The sequence below is a fragment of the Micromonospora sp. NPDC002717 genome (assembly GCF_040295705.1).
Taxonomy (GTDB): Bacteria; Actinomycetota; Actinomycetes; order Mycobacteriales; family Micromonosporaceae; genus Micromonospora.
Genome location: NZ_JBEOVW010000012.1, coordinates 164,922 through 179,075, shown reverse-complemented (window position 1 = coordinate 179,075; position 14,154 = coordinate 164,922). Strand labels below are relative to the sequence as shown.

At 73.4% G+C, this 14,154-nt stretch carries 13 protein-coding genes and 1 pseudogene; 4 read left to right on the top strand and 10 right to left on the bottom strand.

Annotated features, from left to right (window positions below; translation table 11 throughout):
- Positions 1 to 27: 27 nt before the first annotated feature.
- Positions 28 to 1,062, bottom strand: coding sequence for an extracellular catalytic domain type 2 short-chain-length polyhydroxyalkanoate depolymerase (locus ABT006_RS19815; protein ID WP_350708296.1), 1,035 nt, complete (start codon positions 1,060 to 1,062; stop codon positions 28 to 30).
- Between the two features lie 254 nt (positions 1,063 to 1,316).
- Positions 1,317 to 1,640 carry a hypothetical protein gene (locus tag ABT006_RS19810; RefSeq protein WP_350708294.1) on the bottom strand — a complete coding sequence of 108 codons (324 nt, stop codon included), beginning with the start codon at positions 1,638 to 1,640 and terminating at the stop codon, positions 1,317 to 1,319.
- Positions 1,641 to 1,851: 211 nt separating this feature from the next.
- On the opposite strand from ABT006_RS19810, the gene ABT006_RS19805 reads away from it, so the two are divergent.
- Positions 1,852 to 2,667: a G5 domain-containing protein gene (locus tag ABT006_RS19805; RefSeq protein WP_350708292.1), complete on the top strand. Its 816-nt coding sequence runs from the start codon at positions 1,852 to 1,854 to the stop codon at positions 2,665 to 2,667.
- A 165-nt stretch (positions 2,668 to 2,832) separates the two neighbouring features.
- Here ABT006_RS19805 and ABT006_RS19800 read toward each other — a convergent pair whose 3' ends face one another.
- Together ABT006_RS19800 and ABT006_RS19795 are read right to left on the bottom strand one after the other, a co-directional pair.
- A complete protein-coding gene (locus ABT006_RS19800) occupies positions 2,833 to 4,071 on the bottom strand; it encodes a low temperature requirement protein A (protein ID WP_350708290.1) in 1,239 nt (412 codons plus the stop codon).
- A gap of 327 nt (positions 4,072 to 4,398) precedes the next feature.
- A complete protein-coding gene (locus ABT006_RS19795) occupies positions 4,399 to 4,962 on the bottom strand; it encodes an aminotransferase class I/II-fold pyridoxal phosphate-dependent enzyme (protein WP_350708288.1) in 564 nt (187 codons plus the stop codon).
- Between the two features lie 28 nt (positions 4,963 to 4,990).
- On the opposite strand from ABT006_RS19795, the pseudogene ABT006_RS19790 reads away from it, so the two are divergent.
- Positions 4,991 to 5,134, top strand: a pseudogene (locus tag ABT006_RS19790) (LysE family transporter); the annotation flags it as partial.
- 103 nt (positions 5,135 to 5,237) lie between these two features.
- Positions 5,238 to 5,522 (top strand): LysE family translocator, encoded by a 285-nt coding sequence (locus tag ABT006_RS19785; protein ID WP_350708286.1) that lies wholly within the window; start codon positions 5,238 to 5,240, stop codon positions 5,520 to 5,522.
- Between the two features lie 50 nt (positions 5,523 to 5,572).
- On the opposite strand, the gene ygiD is transcribed toward ABT006_RS19785, so the two are convergent.
- From ygiD to ABT006_RS19755, 6 genes are all read right to left on the bottom strand, one after another.
- Positions 5,573 to 6,442, bottom strand: coding sequence for a 4,5-DOPA-extradiol-dioxygenase (gene ygiD / locus ABT006_RS19780; protein ID WP_350708284.1), 870 nt, complete (start codon positions 6,440 to 6,442; stop codon positions 5,573 to 5,575).
- A 153-nt stretch (positions 6,443 to 6,595) separates the two neighbouring features.
- The gene (locus tag ABT006_RS19775) at positions 6,596 to 6,814 is read right to left on the bottom strand and encodes a hypothetical protein (protein ID WP_350708282.1); all 219 of its coding nucleotides are present in this window, start codon (positions 6,812 to 6,814) and stop codon (positions 6,596 to 6,598) included.
- 121 nt (positions 6,815 to 6,935) lie between these two features.
- Positions 6,936 to 7,538: an MBL fold metallo-hydrolase gene (locus ABT006_RS19770; protein WP_350708280.1), complete on the bottom strand. Its 603-nt coding sequence runs from the start codon at positions 7,536 to 7,538 to the stop codon at positions 6,936 to 6,938.
- A 32-nt stretch (positions 7,539 to 7,570) separates the two neighbouring features.
- Positions 7,571 to 7,948: a hypothetical protein gene (locus ABT006_RS19765; RefSeq protein ID WP_350708278.1), complete on the bottom strand. Its 378-nt coding sequence runs from the start codon at positions 7,946 to 7,948 to the stop codon at positions 7,571 to 7,573.
- Between the two features lie 31 nt (positions 7,949 to 7,979).
- Positions 7,980 to 9,515, bottom strand: coding sequence for a multicopper oxidase family protein (locus tag ABT006_RS19760; RefSeq protein WP_350708276.1), 1,536 nt, complete (start codon positions 9,513 to 9,515; stop codon positions 7,980 to 7,982).
- A gap of 217 nt (positions 9,516 to 9,732) precedes the next feature.
- Entirely contained in the window at positions 9,733 to 11,997 is a 2,265-nt protein-coding gene (locus ABT006_RS19755) for a hypothetical protein (RefSeq protein ID WP_350708275.1), read from the bottom strand.
- A gap of 184 nt (positions 11,998 to 12,181) precedes the next feature.
- On the opposite strand from ABT006_RS19755, the gene ABT006_RS19750 reads away from it, so the two are divergent.
- Positions 12,182 to 14,104, top strand: a complete 1,923-nt coding sequence (locus ABT006_RS19750) for a hypothetical protein (protein WP_350708273.1) — start codon at positions 12,182 to 12,184, stop codon at positions 14,102 to 14,104.
- Positions 14,105 to 14,154 lie beyond the last annotated feature (50 nt).

Genomic DNA, 14,154 nt, shown 5'->3' with positions numbered 1-14,154 from the left:
CCCCCGCTCAGACGAGTGAGGGGCAGCTCAGCCGTCCAGCCGGCGGACCATGTTCATGATGGTCTCCACCTGGGCGCCGCCCTTGATCGGGTAGTTGGTCGCGCCGAGGTAGCCCCACCAGTCCCAGCACCCGTTCGGGTTGGTGCCGGCGGTGGCCCGCGCCTGCGGGTAGAGCACGATCAGGTTGTTGGTGTCGGCGTACTGGTTAAGGTTCGCCCGGTCGACGAAGGCGGTGCCGACCGCGCCGTAGCCCTGGAGGCAGCCGTGCAGGGCGACCAGCAGCCGGCACGACTGCCCGGCGGCGCAGGACGCCGGGACGTAGGCGAACCCGTTGGCGTCCATGCTCAGGCCGTTGGCCCAACCGTTGACCGCGTGGGTGTTCTGGCTGAACCGGATGAGCGTTCCGCCGAGCGGGCCCGTGTTCGGCGCCTGCACGCTGCCGAGCAGCTTGCGCAGCAGGGCGTTCTGCGGGTCGGTGCCGCAGTCGTTCAGGAAGGGCGAGGCGGTGGCGGTGCAACCCAGCGTCCCGTACGGGGTGACCCAGGCGTGGCCGGCCGACGAGCCGCTGTCGTACTGCACGCCGGCGCCGAAGTGCTGGTAGTAGCGGACCAGGTCATCGGTGACGGACTTCTTGACGACGCCGTCGTTGTTGCCGTGGAAGACGTACACGGGATCGCCGGAGAGGTTGCCGACCGGGTCGACCCAGCCGTAGGTGGCCCACGTCCGGGTGTAGGTCTGCAGGGCGGTCACGTTCGTCGGGTACAGGTTGTCGCCGCAGCCGTTGAGCGCCTGGACGACGTTGTTCTGCGCGCAGTAGTACGGCCCGGCGGCGAAGACCGCCGCGCCCCGGATCCGCGACGAGTAGGCGACGTGGAGCTGGGTGGCCATGTAGCCACCGGAGGAGACGCCGGCGACGTACACGCCGGAGACGTTGTAGGCGCGCAGCGACCCGGAGACGGGTGTCTTGGTGTACGGGGTGGCGGCCTGGGCGGGAGCCGCCGCGGTGAGGACGAGCAGCAGCGCGGTGACGAGGGCGGTGGCGGCCTTGAGCGGTGTGGTCATGGCGCTCTCCTGTCCGGGAGCGGTGGCGGTGGTGTCGGCGTGCGCAGACGCTAACGTGACACCGACCACATCGGACATGAGCGGCGTCGACACCTCGGGCGGCGCCGGGGGTGTCGGCCGCCCACAGCTCGCACCCGCACCTCCCACCCCACCCGACACGACGGCACCGCCACCGAACTCGGTCGGCCGCCGACCCGTGAAGGCGGATCGGCTCACCGCCGGGGTTGTCGTACAGCCGGATGCCGTCGCCGCCGTCATTGCGAGCTCGGGAAACCGGGCCAGTGCGGTTCCCGGGGTGCTCCGGCCTCGGCCCAGCACAGTCCGCCCCTGGCCGCCACGCCCGGCAGCCCGTCGACCAGCCGGCCGATGTCCACCACCGACGCCAGCGACACCGCGACGTCGGCCCGCAGCTCCGCCGCGGCCGCGTCGAGGTCGTCCTCCTCCGCCGACCAGTCGATGTCTGCCGCCCGCAGCTCGGCCACTGCGTGGTCGGTGAGCACTCGCGGGTCGGTCACGGCGACCGTGAGCCGGCAGTACACGTGGAGCGTGAGCGGTTCCGGGACGTTCGCGTCGGCCATGCCGTCAGGATGACGCACGACGTCGGGCGCCGGTACCCACGCCCGACCACGTCGAACCAGCCGTGTCGGCCCTCCTCCGGTCACCTGACGGACACGTGCACGGTTGGCCACCGATCGACAACCTTCCGTCGCGACGATCCGTCCGGCGCCGATACGGACAGTGGCCGCTTGGCCGGCGGCAATTGTTGATGACGCAAGCACACTGTGGGGCGTGACATATCAGCCTCCGCAGGACCCCTGGCAGGGCCGGGTGCCGCCACCCCCGCCCTTCGAGCCGCCGACCGCCGCGTACGCCTGGGTCCCTCCTCGCCCGACGGCTCAGTTCGCGCAGCAGGACCGACGGTCGTGGTGGCGCAGGTTGCCCGGCAGGGCGCAGATCGCGCTCGCGGCCACCGGCCTCCTGGTGCTGTGCTGCTGCGGAGGCGTCGCGATCGGAGCGACGACCGATCCGCCTCCGGGCACGGAGCGGCCGGGGGCCGTTTCCCCCCAGGAGCAGCCGAAGACATCGGGTGCGGACGCATCCACGGCAGGGGCGGCAGACATCGCCGCCCCGGCAGGGCCGACGCCGACGGAGGCGGCACCGGCGGAGCCGACGCCCACGGTGGAGACGTCGCCGCTCGTCGAAATCCGCACCGTCACGCAGACCCAGAAAATTCCTTACCAGACCAGGACGGTCAAGGACTCCAGCATCCCGGAGGGCACCCGGAAGGTGCGGACCCGCGGTGTCGCGGGAATCAGGACCCTCACCTACGAGGTGACCGTGACCGACGGCGTCCAGACCGACCGGAAGCTGGTGCGGTCCGCTGTCACCAGGGCGCCGATCACGCAGGTCGTCGCCGTGGGCACGAAGAAGACGCAACGGTGCGACCCCAACTACACAGGCGCCTGTGTGCCCGTCGCCAGCGACGTCGACTGCGCCGGCGGTAGCGGAAACGGGCCCGCGTACGTCGAGGGACCGGTGTGGGTGGTCGGCAGCGACATTTACGACCTGGACCGGGACGGCGACGGCGTCGGCTGCGACGAATGACGGTCGCGGTGGCCCCTTCCGCTCGCCGCGAGGTCCACGAGCGGATGCACGGCGGCATCGACGCCGTCGAGTACGTCGCGGCCTGAACGTTCTCCGCCGGATGATCGCCAACCTGGGCGGCGACAGCGACCTTCCGTAGGGGTGCGGCGGACGCTCCCACACCGATCACGCGGCCGGCTCACTGTTCGGGCATTCCTCCTCCGCCAGCGCCTCGCGGAGCCGCCGCCGCTCGCGGCGGGTCAGGAAGAACTCGATCGCCGCCGTGACGACGCAGATCACGCTCAGCCACGCCAGCGCCGCGAGTGCCGACCGTCGGGCGATGACCGGGATGAGCGCCACCAGCAGGATCGCCGCGAAGACCCGCGGCCACACGAGGGTGCGGACGGCGCGGCTCAGCCGCCACTGGAACGCGGCGTGCGAGAGCATGAACAGCGCCACCCCGCCGTACATGGCGTAGAGACCCAGACTGTCGAGAGGGTCGCCCCGCCGGTAGGCGTGGGCGTCGCCGACCAGCGACGGCACGTGCTTCAGCCCGAGCGCGAGCAGGATGATCCCGGCGATCATCGGCAGGTGCAGGAAGGTGTAGCCGTCTCTGGCGAGGGCCACCCGGCGGGCCTGGTCCGCGTCCCGCAGCGCACGTTCGCCGATGAGGGCGGACAGGTCGAAGTAGATCAGTTCGAGGGCGCCGGCGACCACCACGGCGAGCGCGGAGGCGGTGAGCAGACCCGGTGAGCCCGGTACGCTGCCGCCGGCGATGCCGACCGACACCAGCACCTCGCCGAGCGCCACGATCATGATCAGGTTGTGCCGCTCGGCCCAGTGCCGGGCGGAGAAGATCTGGCGTTCGGGGACCCGGAGCATCTGTCCGGCCCCGTAGTCGACGATGACCGCCAGCAGCCAGAGGACGACCTGCCCGGCCCTTGCCTGGTCGGTGCTGAGGGTCGATCGGGGAAGCAGCGCCGCGGCCAGCAGCAGGGTGACCGCGACGACCATCGGCACGGTGAGCGCGGCGAGGTCGACGCGGCGCAGTCCGGGGGTCGCGTAGAGCCGCAGCGCCAGGTAGAGCACCCGCACGGCGGCGAAGCAGGCGACGAACGCCAGCGACGTGTCCGTGCCGCCGGGAACGTCGGTGAAGGCCTCGCTGATCGTCACCGTCAGCACGAACATGATCGGCGTGACGGAGAGGATCACCAGCCGAGACAGGCCGTAGGTCGCCTGGGCCCGGTTGCCGAGCCAGGCGAACAGCGACCAGGACCACCACAGGACGGTGAGAACGAGCAGGCCGTGCAGCACGCCGAGCTCGCCCGCCTCCGCCGTCATCAGGGTGGTCACCTGGATGAACGCGAAGACGAACACCACGTCGAGGAAGAGTTCCGCCGTGGCGACCCGGGACTGCTCGGTCACCGAGCGGACGCGCCGCGCTCCCGTCACTCGTCGGGCGGACACGGCGGCGTCATGACCCGGGTGGGCCGGAAACGGCGTCGAGGCCGGCTGAGGAACCGCACGCCTACTCCTCCTCGCGCATGGCTGTGGCAGGGACGTGTCCCCGTGTGTGCACCGGACAAACTCCCTGCGACCACCCGGATCAGGCCCACGGCGGCGCAGGTCCGCAGACACGGGTCGTCTCCGGTTGACGGGCGGCTGTCCCGCCGGGCGGGATGGCCGCCTGCCGGGCGCGTCCGCTCGCTTCCGGTGTCGGTCAGTTCCGGCCGGCCCGCAGGGCCGCGGCGATCACCCCGACGCCCTCCTCGATGGCCGAGGCCGTGTTGGCCGCGTACCCGAGGACCAGGCCCGGCGGGTGGGGCGCTGGCAGTGCCACGACAGCGGCTGCACCTTCACCCCACGTTCCAGGGTGGCCGACGCCACCTCCGTGTCGGCCACCTCGCCGGGCAGCGTGACCGTCAGGTGCAGCCCGGCCGCTGCCCCGTGCACCGTCGCGCCCGGCAGGTGCCGGGCGACGGCCGCCACCATCGCGTCGCGCCGCCGGGCGTACCGTCGGCGCAGCAGCCGCAGCTGCCGCTCCAGCGCACCCGAGGTCATCAGCTCGGCCAGCACCAGTTGCGGCAGCACCGCGTTGCCCAGGTCGGCGTTGCGCTTGGCGTCGACCACCGCGTCCCGATGGCGCGGCGGGGCCAGCAGCCAGCCGATGCGCAGGGCGGGCGCGAGCAGCTTCGACACGCTGCCGGCGTAGCAGACGTGGTCGGGCAGCACGGCTCGCAGGGCGGGCACCGGCGGCCGGTCGTAGCGGTGCTCGGCGTCGTAGTCGTCCTCGACGACCAGGCCGCCGGCCGGCACCGGGGCGCTCTACACGCTCGCCGCCGGGCTGACCCGCGGCCCTCGCGCGGGGCTGCTCGCCGCCGCCGGTTGCACCCTGGGCGTCGCCCCGCACCTGGCGGCGGCGGTCACCGGCCTGGCCGCACTGTTGCACTCCAGCGCCGCGGCGTTCCAGGTGCTCACGTACGTCGGGGTGGCCTACCTCCTCTACCTGGCCTGGGCGACGTGGCGGGACCGCAGCGGGTTCACGATCGCGGCGGCGGAGCCCGCGCCGTCGCCCGCCCGGGTGGTCCGGGGTGGCGGTGCTGTCGAACCTGCTCAACCCGAAGTTGACCATCTTCTTCGTCGCGTTCCTGCCGCAGTTCGTCCGCCCGGACGAGCCGGACCAGGTGGCCCGGATGCTGGGGCTGGGGGCGGTGTTCATGCTGCTCACCTTCGTGGTGTTCGGCGCGTACGGGCTGCTCGCCGGTGCCGTGCGCGACCGGGTGCTGGCCCGGCCGGCGGTGACCCGCTGGCTGCGCCGTGGCTTCGCCGGCTCGTTCGTGGCGCTCGGGCTGCTGCTGGCCCGCGCCGAGTCCTGAGGATGGACCCGACCGGCTGGCCGGCGGCTTCGAGTGCTGAGGCCGGGTGATCAGATGTTCGAGGAGTCGGGAGGCACGTCTGCCGGGAGCAGCGGCGCACCGGCCGCCGGGCCCAACCCCTGGCAGGACATCCCGACGGTGTACGCGGTCATCGACAGCGATCCGTACGCGTACCCGTCCACCAGCACCGCCGAGCCGTTGCCGGCGGCCCCGGCCAGGCCGGCCAGGTAGAGCAGCGGGATGAAGTGGTCGGGCGTCGGCACGGCCAGGCCGAAGTCGTGGTGGGCGTCGAGCGCGGGTGCCTCGGTCGGGTCGCCGAGCATGACCTCCCTCGCCGCCTCGTCGAACCGGTGCGCCCAGTCGAAGCCCTCGTCGACCATGCGCGGATCCACCCCGCGGAGGTTGTGCACGACGTTGCCGCTGGCCACGACGAGCACGCCGCGCTCGCGCAGCGGTGCCAACTTCGCGCCCAGATCCAGGTGGTAGTCCAGATCCTTGAACGCGTTGATGCTCAACTGGACGACGGGGATGTCGGCGTCGGGAAAGGCGTGCGTGAGCACCGACCAGGTGCCGTGGTCGATGCCCCAGGAGTCGACGTCCGCGCCGACCCAGGTGGGGTGGACGACATCGCTGATCTCCTCGGCCAGTTCGGGCAGGCCGGGCGCCGGGTAGCGGACGTCGAACAGCTCCTGCGGGAAGCCGTAGAAGTCGTGGATCGTCTTCGGTCGGGGCATCGCCGTGACGGCGGTGGCGCCGATGTACCAGTGGGCCGACACCACCAGGATCGCGCGGGGACGCGGCACCGACCGGCCGAAGGCGCGCCACGCGGACGTGTACCGGTTCAGCTCCAGGGCGTTCATCGGGCTGCCGTGCCCGAAGAACGCCGCCGGCATCACCGTGGGGACCGTCTGGCTGCTCATGCTGCTCCCCCGACCTTGACGACGACCCGAGCGTAACCAGCCACCGGCGGGGGTGGGCGGGTCAACGCCCACCATGACCCGGTGGCGTCACAACGGGGTCGACCCTCGCCGACGTCGACCTCGGCCCCGGTGCGCCGGCTGGGTCGGCGCCCGTCAGGCGGACACCTCACGCCAGGCGGGATGGTTGCCCCGCCAGGCGCCGGCGAGGATGACCGCCGATGCCCGGCCCGGGCATTCCTGCACCCGGGACCGGCCGGAGGCGCCGCCGATCTGCACCTGCACGTCCCAGCGCTGCCCGTCCGTGCGGATGTACACGTCGCGGCGCCCGCGCTGGGACGTGTCGCCGTTCCACCAGTGCTCTTCGATCCTCACCTGGCGACCGTATAGCACTCGGCCGGTGGACGGCACGGGGGCACCGGAGCGGCTCGGCCGACCACCGGCCAGGGCGCCCGCTCCCGGGTCGAGGACGGCACGCAGGCGAGGAGACGGCCGCTCAGGCGGACTCCCCCGGCGCCAGGAAGCGGTAGCCGGGCACGGTCTCGGTGAACCAGCCGTTCACGCTGGCCAGCCCCCGGTCGTTGAGCTGGGCGTCGTGAATCGGGAACACCCGCTCCGCCCCGGCGGTCAGGGCGAAGTCGATCGCCTCGGTCAGTTTCAGCCAGGACGCCTGCGCCGGGACGAGCAGGGTCCGCACGGGCCGGTCCGGCGGGTACAGGGAGTCTCCCGGGTGGTAGACCTCGTCGCCGACCAGGTAGCCCAGGTTGGCGCAGTCGGGCTGACCGCCGTGGATGGCGGCGTGCCGGCCGCCGAGCGCGGTCACGGTGAGGCCGGCGGCGGTGAACCGCTCCCCGGCGCGCACCCGGGTCACGGGCAGTGGGACCAGATCGGGCAGCGCCGCGCCCTCGGGCGCGAAGACCGGCACCCCGAGGCCGGCCAGCCGGAGCACGTCCACGTGGTCGGTGTGCTCGTGGGTGACCAGCACGGCGTCCGCGCCGGCCAGGGCGCGCGGCTCGCTCCACGTGCCCGGGTCGATGACCAGCACGCCGCCGTCGTGCTCCAGCCGGACGCAGGCGTGGGTGAACTTGGTGATCCGCACCCGCCCGACCGTACGCCGTCGGCCCGCGACCGTCAGCCCTCCCGGCCCTCCCCCACGATCCGGTCGAACTCGGCGGGGCCGATCTCGCCCTCGCGCAGCCGCCGGGCGTTGGCGGCGAACCGGCCGATCGCCCGGCCCCGCGCCGCCGTAGCCGGGTCCGGCACGCCGTCCGGGTCGAGGCCGACGCACTCGTCGGCCACCTGCCGGGGGTCGCCGGAATCCGGGGACTCGCCGTGCAGCCGGCGCAGCGCCGCGCGCAGCTGCGCGTCGGCGGCCTCGCTCGTGCCCCAGGCGCGCGCCAGCTCGACCGTGCGCCCCAGGGTGTCCTCGCCGACCTTCTCCTCGCGCAGGGTGGCCCGCATCATCCGGAGGAACCGTACGGTGGTGGCGTCCGCGTCGTCCATGATCATGCCGGCAGGGTAACGAGCGGGTGCGACAGACTCAGTCGTGCCCGGCCTGGGCGCCGGGCCGGGGTGGGGTACCGGCGCGCTGGCCCGGTTCCACCACCACGAACTGGCCCATCATGCCGGCGTCCTCGTGGTAGAGCAGGTGGCAGTGGAACAGGTACGGCACGTCCGGGTCACCGTGGTCGGTGAAGCGCAGGATCAGCCGGACGGGCCGCTGGGGCGCGAGGTAGACGGTGTCCTTCCAGCCGCCCAGCGCGGGCGGCGGGGCTTGACCGCCGACCGAGAGCACCTGGAACTGCACGTCGTGCACGTGGAAGTTGTGCGGGGCGCCGTCCTGGTTGACCACCTCCCAGACCTCGGTGGCGTCCTTCGTGGCGGCGAAGTCGATCCGGTCCATCTCCATCGAGCGGCCGTTGATGCTACGGCCGGTGAGGGTGAACCGCCGGGTCTCGCCGGCGGACGCAGGGTCCAGCCGGTCGATCGGGACGAGGGTGTCGGGCACCGGCGGCGACGCCGCGAGGGTGCCGGCGGCGCGCAGTTGCAGCACGTCGAAGCGGTCCGCGCCGCCGGCGAACCGGTCGGCCAGCACGCCGGCGCCGAGGTCGGGCGGAGTGCTGCGCAGGGTCACCCGCTCCCCCGGGCGGACGTCCACCACGATCTCGGCGCGCTCGCCCGGGGAGAGCTGTACCCGGTTCACCCGGGCGGTGCGCGGCAGCAGCCCGCCGTCGCTGCCGATCAGCGCGAACGGCCGGTCGTCGGCCAGGCCGAAGTCGTACGTGCGGGCGGTGGAGCCGTTGAGCAGGCGCAGCCGGACGCGCTCGGTGGTCACGTCCAGGTACGGCCCGACGGTGCCGTTGACCAGCAGGGTGTCGCCGAGCACCCCGATGCCCGCGATCGCGTTTCGGGTCTTCTTGAACTCGCCGCTGCGGGAGAAGTTGCGGTCCTGCACGATCACCGGCACGTCGTCCACGCCGTAGCGGCGGGGCAGCGGCAGGGCCGCCTCCCGGTCGTCGTCGAGGATGAACATGCCGGCGAGCCCGCGGTAGACGTGTTCCTCGGTCGCGCCGTGCGGGTGCGGGTGGTACCAGAGAGTGGCGGCCGGCTGGTCGACCGTCCACGTCGGCGACCAGGTGGCGCCGGGCCGGATCGGCTGGTGCGGGCCGCCGTCCATCCGGGCCGGCAGGTGCATGCCGTGCCAGTGCACGCTGGTCTCCTCGGCGAGCCGGTTCACCACGTTCACCACCACCCGCTCGCCGCGCTTGGCGCGCAGGGTCGGCCCGAGGAAGTCGCCGTCGAACCCGGCGGTGCGGGTCAGCCGGCCGTCGCCGCGGAAGTCGCGCCGGCCGTCGCGGGCGAGCAGGTCGAACACCCGCCGCCCCTGGCCGTCGACCCGCGACGTCGCCAGCGGCGGCACGGCCAGAGGGCGGACGAAGTCGACCTGCCCGACCGTGTCGGTGCCGCCGCGCGCCAGGGCCCAGCCGCCCACGGCCGCCCCGCCGCAGCAGAGCACGAGCATCACGGCGAGCACGCCGACGAGCACGCGGCCCAGGGATCGTCGTCGGGTCGGCACGGCGGCACCTCCAGTAGATTGGGTACCTGTAGCCTTCCTTCCTATCGGGGTGCCGGCCAGCGGCTACGGCGGATCTCCGGGGCGGCTCCGGGACTTCCCCGACCGCAACGGCGGTGCGCGCGGCGGCGCGTCGGGGTCGAGCACACGGCGGGGCCCGGACGGCGTACACCGCCCGGGCCCTCGCCCACGACGCCCGCAGGAAACGCCGCGCGACCGCCTAGCGGCCGACGGAGGAGGCGGCGGCGGCCGCCACGATGGCGTCCTGTTCGGCGTCGTCCAGCACGCCGGATCCCACGAGCCCGTCGGTGACCGAGGCGACGTGCGCGACGAACGCGCCGTGGCTGCCCCAGTCGGCCTCGTCGCGGATCAGGTCGTTGACCGTGCACCCGCCGTCGGCGTACCGGTTCGGCACGGCGGTCGCGCCGCCCGCGTACACCTGACGGCGCAGGTCGGAGCGCGGGCAGGCGTCCGCCTCGGGCACGTACCGCAGCAGGTGCGAGCCGTACTGGACCGCCCGGTTGGGCGCCTTGACCCCGTTGCGGAACCACAGGTTGCCCTGGCCGTCCTGGGTCAGCCGGTAGGTCTCCGCGTCCCGGATCACCCGCACCGCCTTCGACAGCGGGTCGATCTTCAGCAGGTAGCCGTCGAGCGAGGCGTAGACGTGCTCGTCGGCGGAGCTGACGAGCAGTTCGTCGGCCACCCCGGAGTAGCCGCCGGGCATGTCGACGCGGTGGGTCACCGCGCCGGTCGCCGGGTCGAGCACGAACACCTCGCCGTCGGCGAGTCCCCAGATCATGCCGTCCGGCCCGGCGACGACCGAGGTGATCGCGTCGGCGCCCGGCACCGGGGTGTACTCGGCCGTCTTCTCGCCGGTCACCAGGTCGGCGGTGAACAGTTTCGCCTCCGTGGCGCGCGGCACGGTGCCCCCGCCGCCGCTGACCGTCGTGCCGGCCCAGAGCCGGTCGCCGACCACGGCCAGGCTGATCACGCCCTGGTCGGCGACGATGTCCCGGCGGGTGGTGCGGGCGCCGGTCGCGGTGTCGTACACGGTCAGCGCGCCGCCCCAGAGGCCGTAGTCGGGCGTGCTGCCGACGTAGACCCGGCTGCCGGCCGAGGCGAAGGCGATCGGGCGGTTCTGGCCCTCGGGTTGCAGCCGGAACAGCTCGCGCGGATTGGTGCCGAGGCGGTACGGCTGGGTGGGGTCGTAGACGAGTACCCCGCCGTACGGGTAGACGCCCTGGTACATCTTCCCGTCGTGCCAGCCGAAGCCGTCGGCCTGCCCGAGCCGGCCCACGTTCGTCGCGGCGCCGGTGGCCGGGTCGAGCACGGCGAGGTTGCCGTTGATGTAGAGGTTCGTCCAGATCCGGCCGTCCGGGCCGGCGGTGATGTTGTTGATGTCCAGCGCCTGCGGCGGGAACGGCAGCCGGTAGCGCTCGCTGGCGCCGGTCGCCGGGTCGTACCGCAGCGCCTGCCCGGCGTAGTTGCCGATAACGGCGTAGAGCTGGCCGTCGAGAAAGCCGAAGCCGATGCCCGCCCCGTCGCTGCGCACCGGCGCGCCCGCGGCGTCGCGCACCGGCCCGGCGGCGTCGGTCGGCAGGTCGTAGCGCCAGAGGTCGGTGCCGGAGGTGAAGTAGACCGACCGGCCGTCGGGGGCGAGCGGCGAGGTGCCCCGGGAGCCCATGGTGAAGCCGTCGGCCAGGACGGCGCCGGTGTCCGGGTCGAGCACGAGCGCCTGGAGCTTGCTGCGCTTGACGAAGAGCTTCCCGCCGACCAGGTTGATGTCGTACGGGTGGTTCGGGTCGCCGCGCAGCGCCTCCGGCCAGATGTCCCGCTTCTCCCCCGTGGTCAGGTCGAGGCGGATCAGGTGGCCGCCCGTGCCGACCGCCGCCCACAGCACGTTCCGCGCGGCGTCGACCGCCACGTCGATCACGTACTGCTCGCCGGGGTGCATCCGGCCGTGGTCACGGAACCCCTCCCCGGGCGCGTACGAGAAGACGTGCGCCCCGGGGTAGGTGCCGCCGTAGACCCGGCCGTCGGCACCGGGGCGCAGGCCGTAGAGAACGGTCTGCCCCGGCACGGGCGCGCCGAGGTCGACGGTGGCCCGGGTGTCCGGGTCGTACGAGTAGAGGTGGGCGTTGGGGTAGCTGCCCGCGTAGACGGTGCCGTCGCCGGCCTGCGTGATGCCCCAGGCGCCGGAGGAGTCGGGCAGGTAGGCGGTGTCGAGCAGTTCCCGGGTCACCGGGTCGGCCACGCTGAGCACCCCGGGCGAGCCCATCTGGACCCCGTAGACGACGGGCCGGCCGGCGGCGCCGGTGCCGTAGTGGCCCTCGAAGACGGTGAGGGCGGTCTGCTGGACCCCGAAGTCGGTGACCGCGCCGGGGGCGGGGGCGGCCGGCACGGCCGTGGCGGGGGCGGTGGGCAGCAGGGCGGCGGCGAGCGCCAGGACGACGGCGGGCACAAGGGGACGACGTAACGGCGACACGACGCGACCTCCACGTTCGACGATGCCCGGCACCCTATTACGGTGGCGTCCGGAACTCTAGAGGCACCGATGAATGCCTGCGCCCATCCGGCGCGGAGTCCGCGCCGAGGGCTCGACACGACACCATCCGCGTGGTGGGCTGTGACGGTTAGAGCCCGGACCGAAACCTGAGACTCTGGAGGTCGTGTTGCGACGTACCGCGCTCACCGCGGCCCTGCTGCTGGCCGCCGCCACCCTGGCGGTCCCGGCGGGGCCCGCCCACGCCCAGGCGTCCCCGCCCGGCACCGTCACCGACCTCGGGCCCGCCTCCGAGGTCACCTCGGTCAACGGCTCCGAGCTGATCGACGGGACGATCTACACCGCGACCGGCGGCGTGAACCCGGTCGTGGTGGGCGGCTACGACCTGGCCGCGCAGACGGTCGACCAGCGCTACGAGCTGCCGACCGGCGGCGGCGCCTGGGCCACCACCTCGGTCGGCACCGACCTGTACGTGGGCACCTACGAGCCGGGCGACCTGTACCGGGTGGACACCACCGGCACCGGGGTCACCAAGGTCGCCGACGTCTCCCCCGACCGGTACATCTGGGCCCTGGACACCGCGCCCGACGGCGTCGTCTACGGCGGCACCTACCCCGGCGGGCGGGTCTTCTCCTACGACCCCGCCACCGGCGCCACCCGCGACTACGGCGTCGCGGTGCCCGGCGAGCAGTACGTGCGCAGCATCGCCGTCGACGCGACGACCATCTACGCCGGCGTCGGGGCGCACGCCCACCTGATCGCGATCGACCGGGCCACCGGCGCGAAGCGGGAACTCCTGCCGCCCGAGTTCGCCGACCGCACCTTCGTCGGCACCCTCGCCCTGGAGAACGGCCTCCTCGCCGCGGCCCTCTCCCCCACCGGCACCATGCTGCTGATCGACACCGCGAACCCGTCGCGGTACGAGGTGGTGCAGACGCCGGACAGCTTCATCACCGCCATCGCCGTCGACCCGGCACGCAACGACGTCTACCTCGGCACCCGCCCCTCGGGCACGCTGCGCAGGTACGACCGGGACACCGGGCAGCTCAGCACCCTCGCCGTGCCCTACGACGGCGCCTCCTTCGGCCGGATCTTCGTCACCGGCGACCAGTTGCGCGGCGTCGTCACCAACACCGTGGTCACCTACGACCTGAACACCGGGGAGCTGACCGGCGTCGACCTCACCCAGGCCGGCATGCCGCCGGCGCCGGAACTGGCCATGGCGATCGCCACCGACGGCCCCCGGGTGTACGTCTCCGGCAAGGCCGGCGTGCAGGTGCACGACCTGGCGGCGGGCACCTCCACCCGGCGGTTCCTGCCCGGCGAGGCCAAGGCCATGACGCCCGTCGCGGGCGAGATCTGGATGTCGGTCTACACGCTGGCGTACCTGTTCCGGATGGCGCCCGACGGCGACCCGCGCCGGGTCGCCGCGATCGGCGCGGAACAGACCCGGCCGCTCGACGCCACCTGGTCCCCCGCCGACAGGCTGCTCGTCGTCGGCACCGAACCGGACTACGGCCGGTACGGCGGCGCGGTCAGCCTCTACGACCCCCGCACCGGGGCCCTGGACGTGCACCGCGACGTCGTCGCCGACCAGTCGATCCGGTCGGTGGCGGTGAAGCACGGCACCGCCTTCCTCGGCAGCAGCGTCAACGGCGGCTTCGGCACCACCCCGCGCGCCACCGAGGCCCGGCTCGCCGGCTTCGACCTCGCCAGCCGGACGAAGACCTGGGAGATCACCCCGGTTCCCGGCGCGAAGCAGATCGTCGACCTCGTGGCCACCGGCGACCGCGTCATCGGCCTCACCGAGACCGGCGTGCTCTTCGCCGTCGACCGGCGCACCCGCCAGGTCGTGTCGACCGCCGCCGTCGCCTCGGGTCAGAGCACCCTGGTGCAGGTCGGCGCGACGGTCTACGGCACCAACGGCAGGGACGTGTGGCAGCTCGACCCGGCGACGATGACGGTCACCCCGTTCGTCACCGGCCTGAACGCGCAGTGGTACGGCGGCGGGGCGCTGCTCACCGCCGCCCCGGACGGCTCGGCGCTCTACGCGCTGCGCGGCCGCAACCTGGTCCGCATCCAGCTCTAGGCACCGGCACGACGGCAGGCGGGCCGGCGATCGGAGGAGGTCGCCGGCCC

Coding starts and splice junctions, on each gene's coding strand:
- ABT006_RS19815 (WP_350708296.1), bottom strand. CDS start 1,062: ATGACCACACCGCTCAAGGCCGCCACCGCCCTCGTCACCGCGCTGCTG.
- ABT006_RS19810 (WP_350708294.1), bottom strand. CDS start 1,640: ATGGCCGACGCGAACGTCCCGGAACCGCTCACGCTCCACGTGTACTGC.
- ygiD (WP_350708284.1), bottom strand. CDS start 6,442: ATGAGCAGCCAGACGGTCCCCACGGTGATGCCGGCGGCGTTCTTCGGG.
- ABT006_RS19765 (WP_350708278.1), bottom strand. CDS start 7,948: ATGATCATGGACGACGCGGACGCCACCACCGTACGGTTCCTCCGGATG.